13 protein-coding genes and 2 pseudogenes are annotated in these 20074 nt (G+C 37.6%); 10 read left to right on the forward strand and 5 right to left on the reverse strand.

The annotated features are described in order from the left end of the window. Nucleotides 1-399 precede the first annotated feature (399 nt). The 4 genes from ADU22_RS06130 to ADU22_RS06140 all read left to right on the forward strand — a co-directional run bounded on the left by ADU22_RS06130 (nt 400) and on the right by ADU22_RS06140 (nt 4670). On the forward strand, nt 400-1428 hold the full coding sequence (locus ADU22_RS06130) for a hypothetical protein (RefSeq protein ID WP_053361368.1): 1029 nt from the start codon (nt 400-402) through the stop codon (nt 1426-1428). 557 nt (nt 1429-1985) lie between these two features. Beyond that, nucleotides 1986-2153 carry a YolD-like family protein gene (locus ADU22_RS25490; protein ID WP_353611404.1) on the forward strand — a complete coding sequence of 56 codons (168 nt, stop codon included), beginning with the start codon at nt 1986-1988 and terminating at the stop codon, nt 2151-2153. 211 nt (nt 2154-2364) lie between these two features. Beyond that, a complete protein-coding gene (locus tag ADU22_RS06135; RefSeq protein ID WP_053361369.1) occupies nt 2365-3888 on the forward strand; it encodes a PIN domain-containing protein in 1524 nt (507 codons plus the stop codon). 272 nt (nt 3889-4160) lie between these two features. Further along, entirely contained in the window at nt 4161-4670 is a 510-nt protein-coding gene (locus tag ADU22_RS06140) for a hypothetical protein (RefSeq protein ID WP_053361370.1), read from the forward strand. A 444-nt stretch (nt 4671-5114) separates the two neighbouring features. Here ADU22_RS06140 and ADU22_RS06145 read toward each other — a convergent pair whose 3' ends face one another. The 3 genes and pseudogenes from ADU22_RS06145 to ADU22_RS06155 form a co-directional block, all read right to left on the reverse strand. Further along, the gene (locus ADU22_RS06145) at nt 5115-5621 is read right to left on the reverse strand and encodes a helix-turn-helix domain-containing protein (RefSeq protein ID WP_053361371.1); all 507 of its coding nucleotides are present in this window, start codon (nt 5619-5621) and stop codon (nt 5115-5117) included. A 270-nt stretch (nt 5622-5891) separates the two neighbouring features. Next, a pseudogene (locus ADU22_RS06150) lies at nt 5892-6086 on the reverse strand (helix-turn-helix domain-containing protein); the annotation flags it as partial. A gap of 44 nt (nt 6087-6130) precedes the next feature. After that, nucleotides 6131-6661: a DUF6431 domain-containing protein gene (locus ADU22_RS06155; RefSeq protein WP_286132263.1), complete on the reverse strand. Its 531-nt coding sequence runs from the start codon at nt 6659-6661 to the stop codon at nt 6131-6133. Nucleotides 6662-6976: 315 nt separating this feature from the next. Between ADU22_RS06155 and ADU22_RS06160 the strand changes: the two are divergent. The 4 genes and pseudogenes from ADU22_RS06160 to ADU22_RS06175 all read left to right on the forward strand — a co-directional run bounded on the left by ADU22_RS06160 (nt 6977) and on the right by ADU22_RS06175 (nt 16137). Next, nucleotides 6977-8024: pseudogene (locus ADU22_RS06160) on the forward strand (NADH:flavin oxidoreductase/NADH oxidase). Nucleotides 8025-8071: 47 nt separating this feature from the next. Then, on the forward strand, nt 8072-8485 hold the full coding sequence (locus ADU22_RS06165; protein WP_082252794.1) for a MarR family winged helix-turn-helix transcriptional regulator: 414 nt from the start codon (nt 8072-8074) through the stop codon (nt 8483-8485). Between the two features lie 727 nt (nt 8486-9212). Continuing rightward, complete coding sequence (locus ADU22_RS06170; protein WP_053361374.1) at nt 9213-15521, forward strand: P-loop NTPase family protein; 6309 nt, start codon at nt 9213-9215, stop codon at nt 15519-15521. Then, entirely contained in the window at nt 15487-16137 is a 651-nt protein-coding gene (locus tag ADU22_RS06175; RefSeq protein WP_053361375.1) for a hypothetical protein, read from the forward strand. Before ADU22_RS06170 ends, ADU22_RS06175 begins: the two co-directional genes overlap by 35 nt. Before the next feature lie 133 nt (nt 16138-16270). Here ADU22_RS06175 and ADU22_RS06180 read toward each other — a convergent pair whose 3' ends face one another. Beyond that, nucleotides 16271-16633 (reverse strand): ankyrin repeat domain-containing protein, encoded by a 363-nt coding sequence (locus ADU22_RS06180; protein WP_053361376.1) that lies wholly within the window; start codon nt 16631-16633, stop codon nt 16271-16273. 337 nt (nt 16634-16970) lie between these two features. Then, nucleotides 16971-18449: a SulP family inorganic anion transporter gene (locus tag ADU22_RS06185; RefSeq protein WP_053361377.1), complete on the reverse strand. Its 1479-nt coding sequence runs from the start codon at nt 18447-18449 to the stop codon at nt 16971-16973. Between the two features lie 182 nt (nt 18450-18631). Here ADU22_RS06185 and ADU22_RS25385 point away from each other — a divergent pair, with 182 nt between their 5' ends. Continuing rightward, nucleotides 18632-18763: a hypothetical protein gene (locus ADU22_RS25385; protein ID WP_286132264.1), complete on the forward strand. Its 132-nt coding sequence runs from the start codon at nt 18632-18634 to the stop codon at nt 18761-18763. Between the two features lie 42 nt (nt 18764-18805). Then, nucleotides 18806-20044 (forward strand): ATP-binding protein, encoded by a 1239-nt coding sequence (locus ADU22_RS06190; RefSeq protein ID WP_053361378.1) that lies wholly within the window; start codon nt 18806-18808, stop codon nt 20042-20044. Nucleotides 20045-20074: the final 30 nt, after the last annotated feature.

Raw genomic sequence — 20074 nt, forward strand, 5'->3', positions numbered from 1 at the left:
AATTCATGTATGTTTGAGACGATTGTAAACACTGTACTTAGAGCAGCTGCGGCATCTCCCCTCCCATCTCCCATACGTACTAACCATGAATGAAGGTACGGCAGTCAGTAAGTCACCGTGGTCGAGGGAAACTAAAGGTCGGGCTCTATGGCAGAAAGTGTATCGACATTTATCGGCAACCTTAAAACAAACCGTATAGAATAGACCGCATGATCTATTGCATTCTCTGTGGTACAGTGCTGAATTTATACGCTGTATGGGCGGTTAACGGGGGCTTTTTTAGAAAAAGCAGCCTTTTCTAATTCACTAACGGATCGTTTATACTTTCTATTGTATGGAATATATTGGATGGATCCCTCTGAATATTAAAGAGCAAAATGTGGAGAGGAGATGGGCTAAGTGTCATTAAAAAGCAAATTAGCCGGAAAGACGAAGGAGGATAAGGCGTTTAGGGAGATAGTTTTATCGGTTGAGCCGAACAAGGGGGATTACTATACGTTGAGCGGGAAGAATCCCTTTTCTGATGAGTACATACTGAGAGTGCCAAACGAGTTGAAGAACATTCATGATTCCAGTTTAATAGGTACTGCGTTTGACTATTTAGCACGGTTTAGAATTGCAAAGTATAAAAAATATGAGTATGTAACATCGAACTTGGTTGCCTATCACGGGATTTACAAGTTAAGGAATTTGCCGCATATACAGGAATATTATCATGGGAAGTACAAGCCGTGGGAGAAGAAAATCAAAGAAGTGGTGATGAGTAGAAAGCGACTCACTGAATTGTATGAGATAGCGGTGCACTTAGCAAAATTGGAGCAAATTGCTCGGGCAGGGGTCAAGCCGGCAGATGTGGACTTGGATTACCTGTTTAACGAACCCGCTCCCGCTGACATAATGAATGAATTGGAAATGATGATGGTCGTATTTGAGGAAAACTTTATGATACCGAAAATTATAAAGAAGAGCAGCTTCGTGTCCTTTAACCCGAACTTCGGAATTGGTTCACTACTGGTTGAGGGAGCGGATGCGGATATCTATATTAATGGAACACTCTACGATTTTAAGACAACAAAGAGCAAAGCTTTGCAGAAGAATGATAATCTGCAGATGATTGGCTATTTTCTATTGGACGAACTCTCGAATTATTCCGGTTCAGAAGAATATGACTTTGGTAACTATAATTCCATTGACCGGATTGCCTTTTACAAAGCGAGATATGGGGAAGTGGAGTATTATGATGTGCGGGAGCGATTTACGCCCCATTTGCTGAAAAAGAAACTGATTGAACTGGCAGAGCATTTTAAAGGGAATGAAGGAAGCCTGAAAGGATACATAGGTTCTGGGGATAAAAGAGGTGCACTGCGGAAATTAGAGAAGTTAAGAAAAGGTGAGTTTGAGATATACACGATACCGAGCGACACTTGACAAAGGATAATAGCTGAATACAAAAGTGGAAAAGGTGGGTTCCTTTGCCGATTTACAGTTTGTTCCTGGTAAAATATTAATTAAGCAATGGCAGTATGTTTATTATTTTAATGAATCATGGCACACGGAAGCTAAAGTTTATACATTCACTATGAAAAAACATAGTAGGGTTGAAATCAAACAAAAGGGGTGCGTTAATCCATGATTAACGCACTTTTTGTTGAGCTACTTATTGAACCAGGGCAGCATTCCTGTAATAACTGAATTAAAAAGGATGAATTTTTGAAGAAATGCACTTAAAGTAATGGGTACTTTAATTAAAAAAGAAATCTAAACATGATGTAGAGTTGGTCTTCAAATTTATTCATATATAGAACATTAGTTCGTATATAATAGAAAAAAGGAGATGATTCATTATAACAAATCGTGACCGTGGTAACGTGAAACTGCAGTTGGCTTCTTTCAAAACCCTAGCATTCGAAATGACCAGTAAATGTTCGAGGATCAGGCTCGGACTGCTAAGCAGTTATTAGGCGGAAATCAGACGGGGGTTTGACCTGCGGAGCTACGCCACAGAATATAATCATGCAGTAAAGCTAACCGTATGGGATGAGGGATTTACTCACGACATTACAGGTTATGTTCATTACGTTGATCCGATAACTTATGAACTTCGGATTGAGGTGAAGCCTGGCGAATTCAAGCGGGTGGCATTCGATATTTAGTCGGAGTGAAGGTTTTAGTGATTATACTTAAGTTAACCTTATCTAAAGGTTGGTATTTTTTATTAAACTAAATGGAAGCTTAATTAAAATCAGATATTTGTGTTATTTTATACGGTTTGTGTTAAAATTTTACTTATTGTGATATTGTATAAATTATGTTTCGCCACACTAGGTTGAATTCAAGGACTAAAAATTAGGAGAAGAATAACATATGAAGTACTTAGCATTAGATACCAATATTTATTTAGATATGGTTGTATCAAGAAATAAAAGTCATAAGTCTGAATCCTATAATCAAATGCAAAAATTATTGGATTATGGAGAAATTAGATTACTTGTGCCTGCTGTTATTATAACTGAGGTTAAACGACATTTAGATCAAGAAATTGAGAAAATATATGAAGAACTGAAACGTATCAAGAAAAGTGTTGAGGGACTTTATTGGATAAATAATGTTGAGGAGATGAGAGCTTTTACGACTAGTATACCAGCTGTGAAAACTGGTATTAAGGAATTACATTCATTGTTTGAAGCAAATAAAAATCAATATATTTCCGATGCGCATGCACTTTTTAATAAACTATTTGAGCATAAAAATGTAATAATACTTGAAGAAACACAAAATATATTACATAGAGCGGATAAAAGGAAATTACATAAGAAAAGGCCATTTCATTATAACGAGCCTGATAAAGATTCTATTGCAGATGCAGTAATAATAGAAACATTAATAAATATCAAAGATTATAATAATCTTATTAATTTCACTCCAGATGATCAATTATTTTTTATCTCTAGAAACACAGCAGATTTCTCTGATAAACAACAAAACACTGCACTACATTCGGATATAAAGGAAAGTCTAGGATTATCTGAGCTTACTGAGCAATTCAATTATAGAATACACTTTACTAAAACTTTATTAGAAGATTTTAAAGATGAAACGGAACATGCAGGTTTTTTAGAGGAGTTAGAGCAGGAAAGAGCGAGAGAGTTATATGGAGAGTTAGAGTATGAAGAAATTGCGAGGAATAGAGAAGCAGGTGGTTTAATTCCACTCTCAGCAAATTGGGAAGAAATTATAAGTGAACGTCCAGAAATATATGAAATGATGAAGTTTTTAAATGAATGTAAAGAAAATCTTTTAAGTAACTTTGCAGGTTTTTCAGAAGACTATTTTGAAGCTATAGAAACAATTAGAGGATTAGATTTAGGTGAAGCTCAAAGCTTAATTAATAGCTTTAACAATATTGAGGCTGGAACACTCAATCTCAATGGGAATTTGGAAGAAATGCAAGACGAAATTCTAGGTCTCTTTACGGACAGGATTAATTTAAATCCTGAAGATTTTGATAGTGAAGAAATGTGGAAGTGTGAAGAAGTGTTTGATTTTACTGAAGATTTATTGGAATTCAAAGACTTTGATAATCAAAATTTTAGAGTTTATGTTGTAGGTGAATTAAATCCAGAAGATGGAGGGAGTGACACCATCCAAATCAAGTTAGTAGATAATATTAGAAATAACTCTGATTCTAGCTATGGTGTCATTGATGTTGTTTATGGATATCTAAATTTTGATGAAGACGGGAATCCATCAGATGGACTAAGTGACGAATTTAATATTCATCTTGAAAATATTTTAGAAGCTTGTGAAGAAATTTATAATCAAATTAATAACCAAATTGAAGAGGAAAAAACTACTCTAGATTATTTGAAAAACAGTATGGGTTTATAAGAGGATACTTCTCAACGAAAAGTTAAAAATAAGGGATTTCCTTAGGGAAAACCTTGTTTCTTTATTTTTTAATTAGCCAGAGCTTTGTATCCGAGTGGAGTTTTGTGAAGGGTTGCTACTTAAAGTAAAGGGGGTGCTAGTATAAGAAAATAAAATTTTCTAAAGAAGCAATTATGCGTCCCAAACGGCGCTTTTTTTTATGTCCTTTAGTTGTGCTACTTTTAGCCGAGTTTACATATTCTGTAATAGAAAGCATAGAAGGAGGTGGATAAATGTTCGAGAAATTAGATGGAGCTTGGCAATATATTGCCTATACATTGGGAGTAGGAGCTGCAATAGGGCTTTTCTTCCTTGCTGAACTGTTAACATCCCCAATTAAGCACCGAGGCTATCAAGAGCTTCGAGATGAGATGGTGGGTAACTTTTCCTCCAGTTTTGCTAATATAATCCGAAATGCTTTTAATAAATCGTTATTGACTGTTGAAAAGACATACAGTGTGTTTACCAATATGTTATTACCAATGCTTTTAATTATGGTAGCAGCTATTATTTTACTGATGGTGATGTACTTCTTAGGTCGTTCCATGTTATTCGATAGTGATCAGGTACTAGATAAAGGTTTAAAATTCTTGCTTGTTAGTGCAATTGGTTATTTAACGTATAAGATGGTTCAAAACGGTTGGTATTTGTTTGTTCTGAACCTAAAAATGGCGATCATAATGGGATTGTTAGCTTTCTTTGTACTAGCTTTGTTTTCCCCATTATCAAGCCAAAGGCGTTAATTCTAAACTGCCATTCTGAAAGGTAAACTAGAAAAAAATCTATCTAACCTTATATTACGAACGGTTGTTTATATTTAATACCCCAAATAACAATTAGTCAATTTATTCATTTCCGACATTTTGTCGGCTTTTTTATATGTTCATAAAAATAGTGCTTTAGATATGTACATCTTTTTTAAAATATAAAATTTCAAAAGGCGAATAAAATTCCTGTTAAGATAGATGTTTTTTAAGACAGTATCTAATTGGATAGATACTGTCTATTTTAATTTAACCCAAAAATATCCGTGTAACGATATTATTTGGTTAAATTATCCTGTATGAGATATATTAACAGATAAATTATTAAGTTCTAATGTTTTTTTTACAAAAATTATGTTTGGAAATGTCAAATTTAAATTTATATATTTGTTTAAATTAGAATAAATAAACTTATTTTACCATTTAAAATAAAGGAGTGGAGAAATCAGTTTTCCTATATCCTGATAGTTCATTAATTTGCTTTTCAAGTTCTTCAATCTTTTCTTCATATTCAAGTTCAATACTTTCTAGCCGCTTATAAAGGTCGATTATATAGTGTGAAATGAATTCTTTATCCTTTTTGGTTAAGAATCGGTTATTCAGCTTGAATTTATAGTCGGAATTAATCACTTCTAATAAATCATATGATCCTTGAATTACCCAGTCCCAGTGCTTACCCCTTCTTTCTTGTTCACCACCCTGAGGGTGCATATATCTAACGCTTTCATCAAGACCTAAAAGATAATCGGTTCTAACCCTAAACACTTCAGCTAATGCAATTAAATGTTTAAGTTCTGGCTTTGCAATACTTCGTTCCCAATTTGAAACAACTTGTTTTGTGGCCTGAATTCTGTTGGCTAATTCTTCCTGAGTCCAGTGACACTCTTTTCGTAATTTCCTAATCCTTTTTCCTAAGTTATTTATAATCATCAACTCCCAGGTTTGTGTGAAAAATATACCATAAAAAACCAAAGTGTAAAAGTGAAATTTACTATATAGCTGTTTGTAAGTAAATCTAATATATGATAAAACACCAATTATATAAGTAAATATGAAGTTTGCTTAGGAGGGAATGTAATGGCCAAACGCAGGAGGGCAAGTTCACTTAAAAATATTGAAAGGAGAATAAAAGAAGGGAGGGGAAAAGGTAATTTTTCTAATTATAAGCCTTGGCTTACAATCCACGATGTTGCATCCTAACTTCAATCCTCCAAACCCATCTTTACGAAATTGAGCCAGATAACGCCTAATCGTTCTTTCTGAAAGGCCGTTGACCTTCGCTATCTGGTCTTTTAACTCCTTTAATTTCCCAGAATCAAGCCCCTCTGCCAATAGAGGGGATATCAGCTGAAAACGCTGCACGGCCAATTCTTCTGATTTCTTATGATCCCTCATGATACACTCTCCTCTCTGTGTCTATCATGAGTTTAAATCAGGGCTTATTGGACAATGAATGCAGAACGGGTATGTATCCAAAAATTAATATTTACGATAGGCCGGACAATTCTTGTCAGCCATCCATTGGCATCTCCTGCCAAGCGTCCTATCCTTTGAAGTGCAGTCCCTGAACCTTTGGACGTGAAATCCAGGGGGATGTTTCCCTGATTGGTCCTGACCATGATTGAAGTTAAGCAACCAACCCAATAATCCACAAATTCATGAAACCAGCCAAGCCATCTCGAAAGAGTGGACTCATCGGCTGGAACAGTGTGATTGGATGGATTCGTAAGAAAGCTTTCGATACATTCAGCTTCATAACGCTTATAAGGAATCAATAAATCCGGAAGTTCATGGTGGATGGTATGGCAATGGGTGCATTGTAATCTTCTGATGTTATATGTCTTACTCTGTCCTGTATGATCCTTGGCTTTTCGATTCTTTGTACCTCTAACCAACATGTCTTTCCCGCAACATGGGGAAGGAATCCTCCCCGCACCCCTAACTAAAAACCCCAGTAAGAGTGTTTTCAATCAGCTGATAATCTGATACAATAATCATATACTTTTTTGTGGGGACGTCTCCTGTATAACTGTTGGCGCAGTTATACATTCAGGGAGACGTCTTTTCCTTTCTCTAGAATAAATGTCGAAAAGTTTCGAATTGTATACGGACATTATAATCGACTAATTCTGGACAGGCAATACCGTCAACTTTCGGTAATTTAAGGTTGTCAAAAACACCCCGATGTTACAATCAACTTTTTATTTTGCAATTGATTAGTAATTGTATTATTGTTAAATCAAATGCATGCACATGCATTTGATTTAACAGGAGGTTATTTATTTATGAAAACAATTGGAACGCCTTTTGAAGTAAAAGGCTTATCACTTAAAAATCGAACTGTCATGGCACCAATGTGTCAATACTCTGTAGAGAAAGAAGATGGCATACCAAACAATTGGCACTTTGTTCACTATGTATCCAGAGCTGTCGGTGGCACTGGGTTAATCATTATGGAAATGACGAGTGTTACACCTGAAGGTAGAATAACAAATCAAGATTTAGGTTTGTGGGATGATAGCCAAATTTCCGCCTATCAGCGTATTGTATCCGAAGTCCATAAATATGGTACAAGAATTGGAATCCAAATTGCTCACGCAGGTAGAAAGGCTGAGGATGCAGTGCAGCCAGTTGGACCTTCTAACATTGCAGGTGAGGCACTTCCTGAAGAAACGAAAAATGGATCTTTGAAGCAACCACGTGCCTTATCAATTGATGAAATTCAGGTAATCATCAAGCAATTTCAAGAAGCTGCTAGAAGAGCGGTAGCTGCAGGCTTTGATGCAGTCGAGCTTCATGGCGCACATGGTTATTTATTACATCAATTTATGTCTCCGAGTATTAATAATAGAACAGATGAATATGGTCAGGATTTCTCGAAATTTGGTGTAGAGGTCATTTCGTGCAGTCAAATCCGTCATGCCAGAAAACATGCCTTTAATCATGCGAATTTCCGCTATTGAGTATATTGATGGTGGCTACGGATTAGAGCACTCCCTACAAATGGCTAAGCAATTTAAAGAAGCTGGTGTCGATATATTCCATGTATCAACTGGTGGTGAAGGCAAACCGGGTTCTTTAAAGCCAGGCAATTATCCTGGCTATCAAGTACCTTTCGCAAGAGCCTTCAAAGAAGAATTAGGACTACCTGTCATTGCAGTGGGTATGCTAAGTAATCCACAAGTAGCAGAAGCAACTTTATCCAATGGGGACGCCGATTTAATCGCTGTTGCAAGAGGTATTTTGAATGACCCTTATTGGAGTTTACACGCAATCAAGGACATTACACGCGAAGTTACCCCGCCAATTCAATATGCTCGAGGCATTCGTTAGGGATGATATGGTACACTAAGATTAGTATTTTCTGAAAGGCGATGGCCATGAATAATCCTGAACAATTAATCCATACATGGATAAACTTTTCAAAGTTCCATAATCGAATTACACGCGCTCTTGATCATGTACTCCAACAAAAATATCAACTTGGCTTAAATGAATTTTATTTATTAATTTTTTTAAATGAAACAGAAGCAAAGAAGTTACGTCTATCGGAGCTTCAGAATATGGTGGGTCTTAGTCAAAGTGCACTTTCTCGTTTAGTATCTAGACTAGAGCAGCACCATTTTCATGCAGTAGAACGAGCAAGCTTTGCTGAAGATAAACGTAGTGTCTATGCCGTACTGACTCTTAGTGGCCAGCAGTGTATTGTGGACATCATGAAGGAAGTAAATGTCGTTTTAGAACAATCACTTTCTACTAAAGATATAATAAATTTAAAATTATTTGCAGAATAATTTTAAGTAATGAAAGGCATTATCAGAGCTCCCTAAACGGGTCTTTGATATGCCTTTTTTAATTAAAATTGGGTTCCCCTTATTAAACTCCCCTTATGTTAAATAAGGAAAGGTTCTCTAGGTTGTATAAATATTAAAACCTATACAAATTTGATTTGGAAAATTACTTATAAATACTGCCATTACATTCATCACTTAATTGCCAGAAACAATAGCTAGATTCCTTTTTTAAAAACGAAATAAAAAACTCCTCAAATACAATTGTTCCTCAATGAAAGAAAAAACCCCGATTTAGTATTTTTCTCAAAGCCTAGAAATAAAGGCGATAGCTCTGATATTTAAGAAAATGGATATTTTTAATACCTATAAACCGCCGATAATACTGTGGTTTAATTTGGTATTTATTTAAGGTTATATTTGTTTTATTTCTCGGTTATTTTGCTGCTTCAAAATGACATTTAAAATAGTTTTGAACCCCAAAAACAGAACGCGTTAGTTAAAGGTTACCTCTATTTACTTTATGTCCAAGGAAAAAGTAGGGGATTTGTTGGAAGTTGTCGAATTGAATAATAAAGAATGTTTTATGTAATCGGATAGAAGGGGTCCTGGGTAAGGTGAGGAATCAAAAAGGAAAATCGCCATAGACTTTGGGCATGTGCATTATTCAAAACACTTGTTGGTATTAAGCAAATTCAGATGAAGACCTATGAACGAAGGTGATTAATATATGGAAAATGAACTTGTTAGATATTCAAGAGCCGGAGATGTTTTTCATTATCGGTGGGCTGCCCGGCGTTGTCTACGTTTAATATCTCCTAAATCTGGCATAAGAAATATTGTGATTGAGGGTTCTAGGGAAAATAAACTGGCTGGTGAATATGTAATTGACGTTGCGGAATATTTAGATTCTATTAATGATGGTTATCAAGATGTTGCTTATTATCAGTTGAAGCACACCACTGTTCATAAAAATAACCCATTTAATCTTAGTGATCTTAAAGGAACATTTGAGGGTTTTTCAGCACGATATAAAGAGTTGATAAATGCAAGTACAAATCTAACTAATGATATTACTTTTACTATTGTCACAAATAGGCCTATTAATCAAAACCTTAAAGATAATGTGGCGAAATTATCTGCAGGTGAGGAGATAAATTCACAATATAGAAATACGCTTTCAAGATATACACAATTATTTGACGATGATTTAAGAAAATTCTGCGCCTGCCTTAGATTTGCGGATGGAGAGGGAGATTATAATGCACAGAAGTACCAGCTTCATTTGGAAATTTCACAGCTTGTAGCCGGAAGCATCGATAGTCCTGAGATAGAAAATATTACTGGATTGGTTCGTGATAAGGCTTTGCCTGATTCAAACGGCGTTATTATTCGTGAAGAGATTCTAGAAAAATTTAAGGTTACCTCTGAAAGAGATTTATTTCCTGCACCCCCAGAGTTTGAAAAATTAGGGGAAATTGTATACAGACAGCAACATGATATTTTGCTGGAATATATTTTAGATGCAACAGATCCTATAATAATCCATGCTCCTGGAGGAGTTGGAAAGACGGTATTTGCCCGGCAATTAGTCGAATCGTTACCTCTTGGTTCATTTGGTATTGTTTACGACTGCTTTGGTGGGGGGCGTTATCGAAATCGAAGTGAAGTACGACATCACCATCGACAAGCTTTAGTGCAGATTGTTAATGAATTAGCAACACAAGGCCTTTGCGAACCCCTGTTGGTAGCTTCGAGTGCGTCCGAAACTGATATAATAAGAAAATTCCTTGAAAGAGTTGAAACCGCAGTTATTACAATGAGGAGTACATTCAGTGATGCTTCCCTGGTATTGCTTATTGATGCTGCAGATAATGCAGAAATGGCAGCAATGGAGTTTAATGACAATTGTTTTGTTCACGAACTTCTTCGCGAGCGTGCAATAGAAGGTTTTAAAATCGTTGCCCTTTGTAGAACGGAGCGAATTAACCTACTCCAAGCAACAAACACCGTCAAGCAAGTTCAGTTAAGCTCATTTTCAGAGGACGAATCTTGTAATTATTTGAGGTCACGTTATCCACAAGCATCTCGGGAAGATGGAATAGAGTTTCATAGACTTACTAATGGAAATCCACGTGTTCAGTCAAACGCTTTAAGTTTCTCAAATAATATTATTGAAATGTTTGAAACACTTGGTACTATTGGAACTACTGTAGATGAACAAATAAAAGGGCAATTAGTATCAGCTGTAGCCTCGATAAAGGATAAACTCCATAACAATTTTAGACAACAGATTGACCTGATTTGTACAGGTTTGGCCACTTTACCACCTTTTATTCCATTGCAGGTTCTCTCAAAGGCGGCAGACGTAGAAGAGTCCACTATAAGAAGCTTTGTATCCGATTTGGGAAGGCCTTTATGGCTATCAGATTCTTCAGTACAGTTCAGGGATGAGCCCACAGAAACTTGGTTTAGACAAACTTATGCAGCATCAAAAGAACAAATAGAGTTTTTTATTAATCAAATCTTACCGTTAGCACAAGAGTATTCATATGTGGCCTCTGCGCTACCTTCCCTTTTATTGCAAGCTGGGAAGTACACCGAGCTTGTAGAATTGGCGTTATCTGACAAATATCTTCCGAATAACCCGATTGATGAACGAAATGTTCGGGTATATCGTCTTCAATTTGCGTTCAAGGCTTCTTTAAAAGAAGGGAGCTATACCGCAGCAATAAAGTTAGCACTACGTGCAGGTGAAGAGGTAGCAGGCAATAAAAGACAGCTAGAACTTCTTGAGAATAATATTGATTTGATCGCACCGTTGCAAGACGAACAACGTGTTCAGGAGTTTGCTTTTCGCCGTTTGTTTAGCGGTTCTTGGAAAGGGTCTGAAAACGTTTACTCGGCAGCGCTTTTATCTACGGTGKGGAAATTCAAGGGTGAAACGAGAAGCTTTCTTAGGGCCGCGCATAACTGGTTAAGTTTATATTTCCGGGAAAGAGACAGAAAACAAAAACAGGAAAATCGAAATTATCATGAGGAACTCAAAGATGAGGAGATTGTAGAACTTGCATATACACACCTTAATTTATTTGGGGTAAATAAGGCATTTGATTACTTGGTTACTTGGCGGCCAAGACAAGTTGTTTATGAAGTTTCAAGGAAGTTATTTAAACGTCTTCTGGATTTTGGCGAACTATCTACATCAACACAGATTGCAACACTAGGTTTACGGAATCAATATATAATAATTGCTTTCGCACATGAGCTTCTAGAAATTGGACATATCCCTAAAGCCGACGTTCTAAGCACTTGCCTTGATTTGCTTACATCTAAGCGGGCTAGAATTCCGAAACCTCAAAATTATAGGTATCATGATACATTCCTTTTATCTCTTATTGCATTTGCTGAATTGTGCGCCGCAAACGATTTGCCTAAAGGTAAAATTCTTAGAGTATTAAATCATTATTTTCCCAAATATGCTTCACGGTCAATCTCAAGCAATTTTGAGAATAAAGATCGCGCAGTTTTTCTGCGTGCTATAGCACTGAAAAAATTCCTCCTGTCTGATATGGAATTTAATATAAATGAATTAATTCCTAAAGATCTTTTTCAGGACAAAAACTATAAAGCTGAACAAGAGATAAAAGAAATTAAAGAAGTAATTGGTGGTCTATTGCCATGGTATTTCGTTAGGATCAGGTCTTTAGTAGGGGATATTGTTGATGTGAAAAATGAAATAGAGGAAGCGGAAAAACATTCAGGTTCAGCGAGGGCTGCACGGTTTTTAGATTACGATTGTATACCAACCGAAATATCAAGAATCTGTTGTGATATTTTGTTATTTCATGAATTTGCGGAGGGTATGACAGTCAGGAGTTTTTACGAAAATTATATAGTAAAAGCCAAAAACCTTTTCCTGCCGGATCACTTAAAATTAGTGCGTGCTAGTTTTCGTTTAAGCAATTTAACTGAAATTAAGAAAGACTGTGAGCAGTATGCTTACGATGCAATAATTTCTGCTTTAGATATTGGTCCAGAAGAAAAGGCGAATTGTTATATTGATCTTGCGCGATCAGTAATTAATGTAGATCAAGAAGATGCTGCGGTTTACTTTAATTTTGCTATTAATGCTGTATCAAAGTTTGGAGATGAAATTGTAGAAAGGTGGGAAGCAATTATTTCCCTTGCAAATCGGAGGGAAACTACTGAACATATTCCATTTGAATTAGCATATAGGTTTATTCGTTGTGCAGAGCTTATTGGTGATAATGTAGTTCGAGAAAAGTATTGGGATAGGACAGAGGCAGTTAGGACCTGCGTTCGACTATCCCCGGAAACAGCTTTGGCTGCTTTAAGTAGGTGGCGCGACCGGGAGGTTGGACATTTTAATCGTCAATTAATCTCATTAGCTATGGAAACTGTAAGCAATGGTTACCTGGCACCGACGGTAGCGTGGTCACTTTCTGCATTTATGACAGAATATGATATAGCTGATTTTTCATTATTGTGTGTAGACAAGGAATTGCTAAATGAAAAACGAAAGTTTCTTTTTGATTCGGCTATTAAAGAACTTAGGATCAATGGGGTAGAGGGGAAGATTTGGGAACAGCTTAATGGAATGGCAACAAAGTATTCTTTACAAAGTGAACAATTGGATGAGGTTATCACTTTTATTCATGACAATGGCATAAGAGAAGTTGAAACAATTCACCATGATTATACCGCTTCGCTTCAATTGGAGACCAACGAGAAAGCAATCAATTGGAATGAACTACTGAATGATTTGGACTTAGTTTCATCTAACGGCTTAAGGCAAGTACTTATAGGCTATGATTCGATTCCTCAACACTTGCGGAATAGGAAGTCGTTGTGGAGCGAAATTTATAATCGTGTTTCCGATAGTCAAGCTAAGAAGTTTTTGCACGAACTGTTAAAAGTTGAAGAAGCTGATTTTTATGATATACAGAATGCTCTTATGTTGATACCGGACGAATGGCATCGAAAAGTGAGTATAAAAATAGAGTGGCCAATAATAATGGAATTAGTTGGGAGACGGTTTGCATCATTATTTCTGGATAGGGGAACCTTATTCTATTTCACTGAAAAATTACATGCTGGAGCAGAAAATATACCTCATATTCAGAAGGGAATAATTGAAGGTTTAGCAAGTCAGGGAGATTTAGTCAATGCCACTAGGTTCTTCGGATTTATAAGGATCGCCTCTCAATATGTCTCTACACAAGAGGCAACTGATTTACTTGAGTTCGCATTATCAAGATTCGAATTGCATATCGACCCTGGGTATGCTGATGGGTCTTGGTCTCATTTGCTGATGCCACCAAAAGAAATAGATAGTGCTTTCACAGGTTTTGTTTGGTCTGCTTTAGGATCTCCAAGAACTTCAACACGTTGGCAAGCTGTACACTGTGTTCGTAGACTTGCAGAAGCTCAATGTAGTGATGAGATCACTGCTTTAATAGAGTGGATGGAAAAGGATGCTGTTGATGCATTTGGGTCTAATAAATTTCCGTTCTACAACTTACATGCCAGATTATATTTATTAATTTCACTTGGGCGAGTATCTATTAATAATCCACAAATTTTACTTGACCATAGTGATGTATTCTATAAATATGCCTTGCAATCTCCTTCACATATGCTTATTCAAAAATATGCATCTGATATTGCGCTTAATATTGAGAAAGCTTATGTGGGTACTTATACAAAAGAGGTAGTAAGTTTACTTCGAAAAGTTGGAAAAAGTCAATTTGTTAGGATTGAATCAGAAAACCGTTGGGAAACAACTGATAGTTATTGGCATGTTCACGGGGAAATTGACACTAATTTAAGTTTCCACCATGGATACGACTTTGACCGTTACTGGTTTAAACCACTAGGACGCGTATTCGGTGTTTCCGGTGAGCAAGTAGAGGACCTTGCTACCGATGTTGTTATTAATGAATGGAATATCGAACATGATGGTGGATATAAAAATGATCCACGCCATTCCTTGTGGAGGTTATCGAGTAATCAACAAGAAACCTATCATAGCCACGGGAATTACCCTCGTATAGATGATTATAATTTTTATCTTTCATATCATGCCATGTTTGTTGTGGCCTCAAAGTTGTTGGAGAAAATGCCTGTTGTTCATAGCTCAGATCGGAATGAGGATGAGTGGGATGACTGGTTGTACCGACACATATTGACCCGTAGTGATGGTTATTGGTTGTATGATTGTCGAGATCCAATTCCTTTATTAAGACGGGATTGGATTTATGAGATAAAAAGCTCTGATTGGCGTGAGCAGGTAATAGACAACGATTTTCTGGACGGAATTTTGAGTGAACGGGACGGAGAAATATGGCTGAATGTGTTCGGTTCATGGAATGATGGTGACAGTGAGAGAGAAGAAAATTATTCTATTACAAGTTCTCTCGTATCAGTAGCGACTTCTCAATCACTATTAAATGCATTGAGTACATGTTCAAATCACCATGACTTCAAATTACCTGAATATGAAGAAGACCACATGGAGATTAACTTGGAACCTTTCATGCTAAAAGGCTGGATAAATCATAAAGAAGTGTATAAAGGTCTTGATGAGTTTGACCCACACTCAGCTAAAGTTGATTATCCACCTTACAGCATTGGAGATTCTATAGTAGAGCAAATGAAATTATCTTCCGATTTAGAAAAAAGAGAATGGAAACTACCGGATACGGAAAACACATCAGTTATCTGTGAAATATGGACTCCAATGTACGATAATCATGAAGATGACCTGGTGCGCCATGGAAATCGACTTACCGCCTCACTATCTTTTTTAAAGAAAATGTGTATGGAATATCAATGTGACCTCATAATTGAAGTTCAAATCCGTAGAAGGTTTAGGGAGAAATCATACATGCGAGGGGGAGAATCTAATGAGTATAAGCCACCGCTTAACAAAGTATTTATCTTCTCAGCCGATGGAAGACTTAGAGATACAGAGACGTACTATGAACTTAGGCAAAGCCCTAGTCAAAGAGCTTAACTTGGATCCTGGTGTAGATACACTGGGCCGTTGGATGGCACATTATATTGCGGAACAAATTACTGTTGCAGAAAGGGCGACGGGCGTTGAAAAAAAAGAAGCAGAGGAACGTTGTTTCAACACCATACTAAAAGTGTGGAGACATAGGTCAGCTATACCTGGAGAATCAAGACCTTTTGTAAAGTTTGAGCCGATACTTCGAACTCTAGAACGCCTCGACCCTGAAATTGATCATCACTATTTTTTTGAAGATAGAATTGATAATTTTGAGAGTGTTCCTGATGAACTTAAGGAATGGCTTGAAGTAGCTAAGGGAATTGACGAGGCTGCACGTGTATGTCTTAAATATGTATTTAAGCAGGCTGCGCTAGCTGCAACAGACGAATCCACAATCGAATGGTTGGAAAACGCAGCTGCACTTCGGGAAGAGGACCATTTTTCTGTAATATTTCGGGAGTTGCATGTTGATATCGAGGATTTTGAGGATGTAGTAGTTCAAAAAGACAGAGACAAACTATATTCTAATATAAAAAAGCTTGAGGCTTTCGCAAAATTTAATCAAATGTTGCTTACAGAATTTAGGCTTGAATTAGAAAAGGTTGTCGAACGTGAATAACCACTAAATAACGAAGTTCAGGAGTTGCCACAGCAGCTCCTTCTTGTTTTGTCATAGTGAGAATATTTAACCCAAAGAGGACTTCTATAAAAATTAAAAATGGGTTAAAGACCTGTAATGATAAGGACATCCACTACTTAAGGTTCTTCTCCCAATGGTTTAGTAATTCAAGGATTTCTGTTTGTATATGATCATCCCAACCGTGTTTTGCTCTCTCTTTACAACCATTCACATCTGCACCGTTTTCTAGCAGAAAAGATGCAATTTGAACAAAGCCAAAATAACACGCAATTATCAATGGGGTTATGCCTAAACGGTCACATTGGTTAACATTTGCACCATGATGAACCATTTGCTTAGTGAATTCAAAATTATTGTTATGAACTGCCCAATATAAAAGGCTTTGACCCTTATGCTCTTGGTTAACACCGTATTTTCTTAAATATTCAACTAAACCTTCACCATCTTTTCTATGCAATAAATTTAAATAATCCATTAGTAATCAGCCTCTTTCATTAAAATGAAACCCATTCATAAGGAAAGGAAACTTTCATGATTAAAAAAGAATTCACATGTATATGTGAATTCCTTGTCTTACACTGTTATCCATTATTATAAAATAGATGATGTCATTTAGTAAAAAATTTATTTTATGAAAGTAGATTTAGTCATAAGGTTTCCAATATTCTTTCTATGGGAATTCCTGGTGGTTCCATACTTTTTATTTTTAGCTTTTACCATATACATCCTCAGCACCAATAAAATAAACCTAAATGGTTCCATTGTTTTATTTCACTTGTCACCTGACGGTGACTCGTCAGGGGTTTTTGCTATTAATGCCCTACAGCCTTATCAAGACCGCCTGGCTTATTGTGTAAAGCAAGCTTTTCAACCAGAGTGCTGCTTTCCTTGTTCAATCCTATCAGGTTGACATTTACTCCATTTTGGTGGTATTTCATAACCACTTTATCAATGGCGTTAACGGCCGAATCATCCCACAGGTGGGCTTGCGTCAAATCCAGGGTCACTTCTTTTACAGGCTCGCTGTAATTAAAGCTCTCGAGGAAATCTGTAACAGAAGCGAAGAATAATTGTCCTGTTACATGGTAGACCTTTTTGGCCGGTTGGCCTGAGGCGACAGTGGCCACTTTTACTTTGGAAATCTTGGCAGCAAAGAAAATGGCACTCAAGATGATGCCGACTAAAACACCCTTTGAAAGGTCATGTGTTGCCAGAACGGTAGCCACTGTAGCCAGCATGACAATCGTGTCTGTAACTGGTACCTTGTGAAGTCTTCTTAAATAGGACCAATCGAATGTTCCGATAGAAACCATGAACATGACTCCAACCAAGGCTGCCATAGGAATCTGAACAAGGAAATTATTTAATAAAAGTATCAATACCATTAGGAATACACCAGCGGTCAATGCAGAAAGCCTTCCCCGTCCGCCTGACTTTACGTTGATCACTGACTGTCCAATCATGGCACAGCCCGCCATTCCGCCAAAGAAGCCTGAAACGATATTGGCAATCCCTTGTCCTCGCGCCTCTTTGTTTTTGTCACTCTTTGTATCGGTCATGTCATCGACAATCGATGCAGTCAGAAGTGATTCCACCAAACCGACAATCGCGATGGACAGAGAGTAAGGAAAAATAATTTTAAGAGTTTCAAATGTCAACGGGATATCGGGAATCAGGAAGACCGGCAATGTCTGAGTCAACTCTCCCATATCTCCTATTGTCCTGACCCCGCTTCCGGTCATGATGGCAATAGCGGTAATCACCACAATGGCGACCAGAGGGGAGGGAACAGCCTTTGTAAAGCGCGGCAAGACATAAATAATCGCCAAGGCCCCTGCAACCATCATATACATCGCCCAGGACTCGCCGGCAAAGTGCGGCAGCTGGGAGGTGAAAATAAGAATCGCCAATGCATTTACGAATCCAACCATTACGGAATTCGGCACGAACTTCATCAGGCGCCCAAGCTTAAGTGCACCCATGATAATTTGCAGAATCCCGGTAAGGATGGTTGCGGCGAGCAAGTATTGCAGTCCATGCTGTGCGACAAGGGTGGTCATCAGGAGGGCGGTAGCTCCGGTGGCAGCAGAAATCATCCCTGGCCGTCCCCCGACAAAGGCAATTACCACCGCAATACAGAAGGAGGCATAGAGACCGATCATCGGGTCGACGCCCGCGATAATCGAGAAGGCGATCGCTTCGGGAATCAGCGCCATCGCGACAACCAGTCCAGCAAGGATGTCCCCTCTTATATTGCCAAACCATTCATATTTAATTTTATCCAAATCCATATAGTACCTCTTTTCACAAGTATTTTTGTGACTTTCAACTCTCATGAAAGTCGGGGCCGTTGTGAATAAGATTGAGTATAAATGATTTTGATAAATTTGTGAAATATCCATGAAAGCGCGGACAAAGAAGGTTTTGTTCAGAATCCTTTCATTTGCTTTGATTACCTGTGGAGGAGGAAAAATTGGAGAAAAGGGTGAGGGAGAAAAAGGAAATCGGAGATAATTTGAAATATTTGTTAACTTTTTCCGATAACCTAGCTAAAATAGAAGGAAGAGAGGAAAATATAGACAAGAACCGGCATGTATCAAGATAACCTGACAGATCTCCAGCGAGGAGAGTAGGAGAGGGTAGAACAATGGTGAACTTTGTAAAGGATTTACTGTTGCATTTTTCTGTCATCCTGTTTTTGGGATTGGTTTATAATTTTGTTTATATGCAAAAGCTTCATATCAGGCCAAAGCCTGTTTTTATTGCTTCCGTATTCATCGCTTTATTGCTTACTGCATCCTTTCMGGTCCGGTTTTCTGGCGGCTTTGAATATGACCTTAAGTTCCTGCCGGTATTTATTGGCTATTTCTATATTGGGCCCGCAGCTGCCCTTGCGCTGATTGTTTTCCTTACCCTGCATGGTGCATTGTTCAGCACTGTCCCAATCCTGGTTACCATCCTTAACTATTCCATTGTGTTCGCCATCTTTTATCTGATGAACAGGAAGTATAAAGAATCGTCCATCAATAAAAAGGTGCAGATGGCGTTTTCGATTTATTTTTTAATCACATTGACCAGGGCTGTCATGCTGGTCAAAGGTGGAGATGCCACCTATCTGCCCCATTTGCTTGTGTTCGCCTTGTTTTCCTTTATGGCCCTGGGGATCACCATATATATTATTGAAATGACGGACTTTCAGCGAAAGACCGTCATGGAGCTCCATAAAGCTGAGAAACTTTCCGCCATCAGCCAGCTCGCGGCTTCCGTGGCCCATGAAGTCCGCAATCCAATCACAACAATTAAAGGCTTTATGCAAGTATTGCTGGGAGAGAAAAACCTTACAGATAACCAAGTGATGTATATTAATATCTCCCTTCAGGAGCTGGAGCGTACTCAAACCATCATTAATAATTTCCTTTCTTTGGCCAGACCGGCTGTCCATCAGGAAAATGAAATTGATTTGACATTGCTTCTTAGGGAGATTACCGAGTTTATGAAGCCTTATTCCCATTATTCCAACATAGAGATTATTGAAAAGGTAGAGGAAGGCTTAAAGATTAAAGCGGACCCCCATGAAGTGAGGCAAGTTATTATCAACTTGATGAAAAATGGCATTGAAGCCATGCCTGATGGAGGCAAATTTTATATAAAAGCGGGCAATGAAGGGGAGTACATCCATGTCCGCATTCAGGATGAAGGAATTGGGATGACTAAAAAACAGCTGGCAAAGCTGGGAAGCCCCTATTATTCAACAAAGGAAAAAGGTACTGGGCTTGGGTTGATGATTTGCTATGAAATCATTTACCGAATGAAAGGGAAAATCCTTATTGACAGTGAAGTGGGAAAAGGGACCACCTTTACATTGATGATTCCCTCGTCTTCTTGATGCCTGCATCAAAATGTTCCACATGGAACG

The organism is Bacillus sp. FJAT-27251 (assembly GCF_001273925.1).
GTDB lineage: Bacteria > Bacillota > Bacilli > Bacillales > Cytobacillaceae > Mesobacillus_B.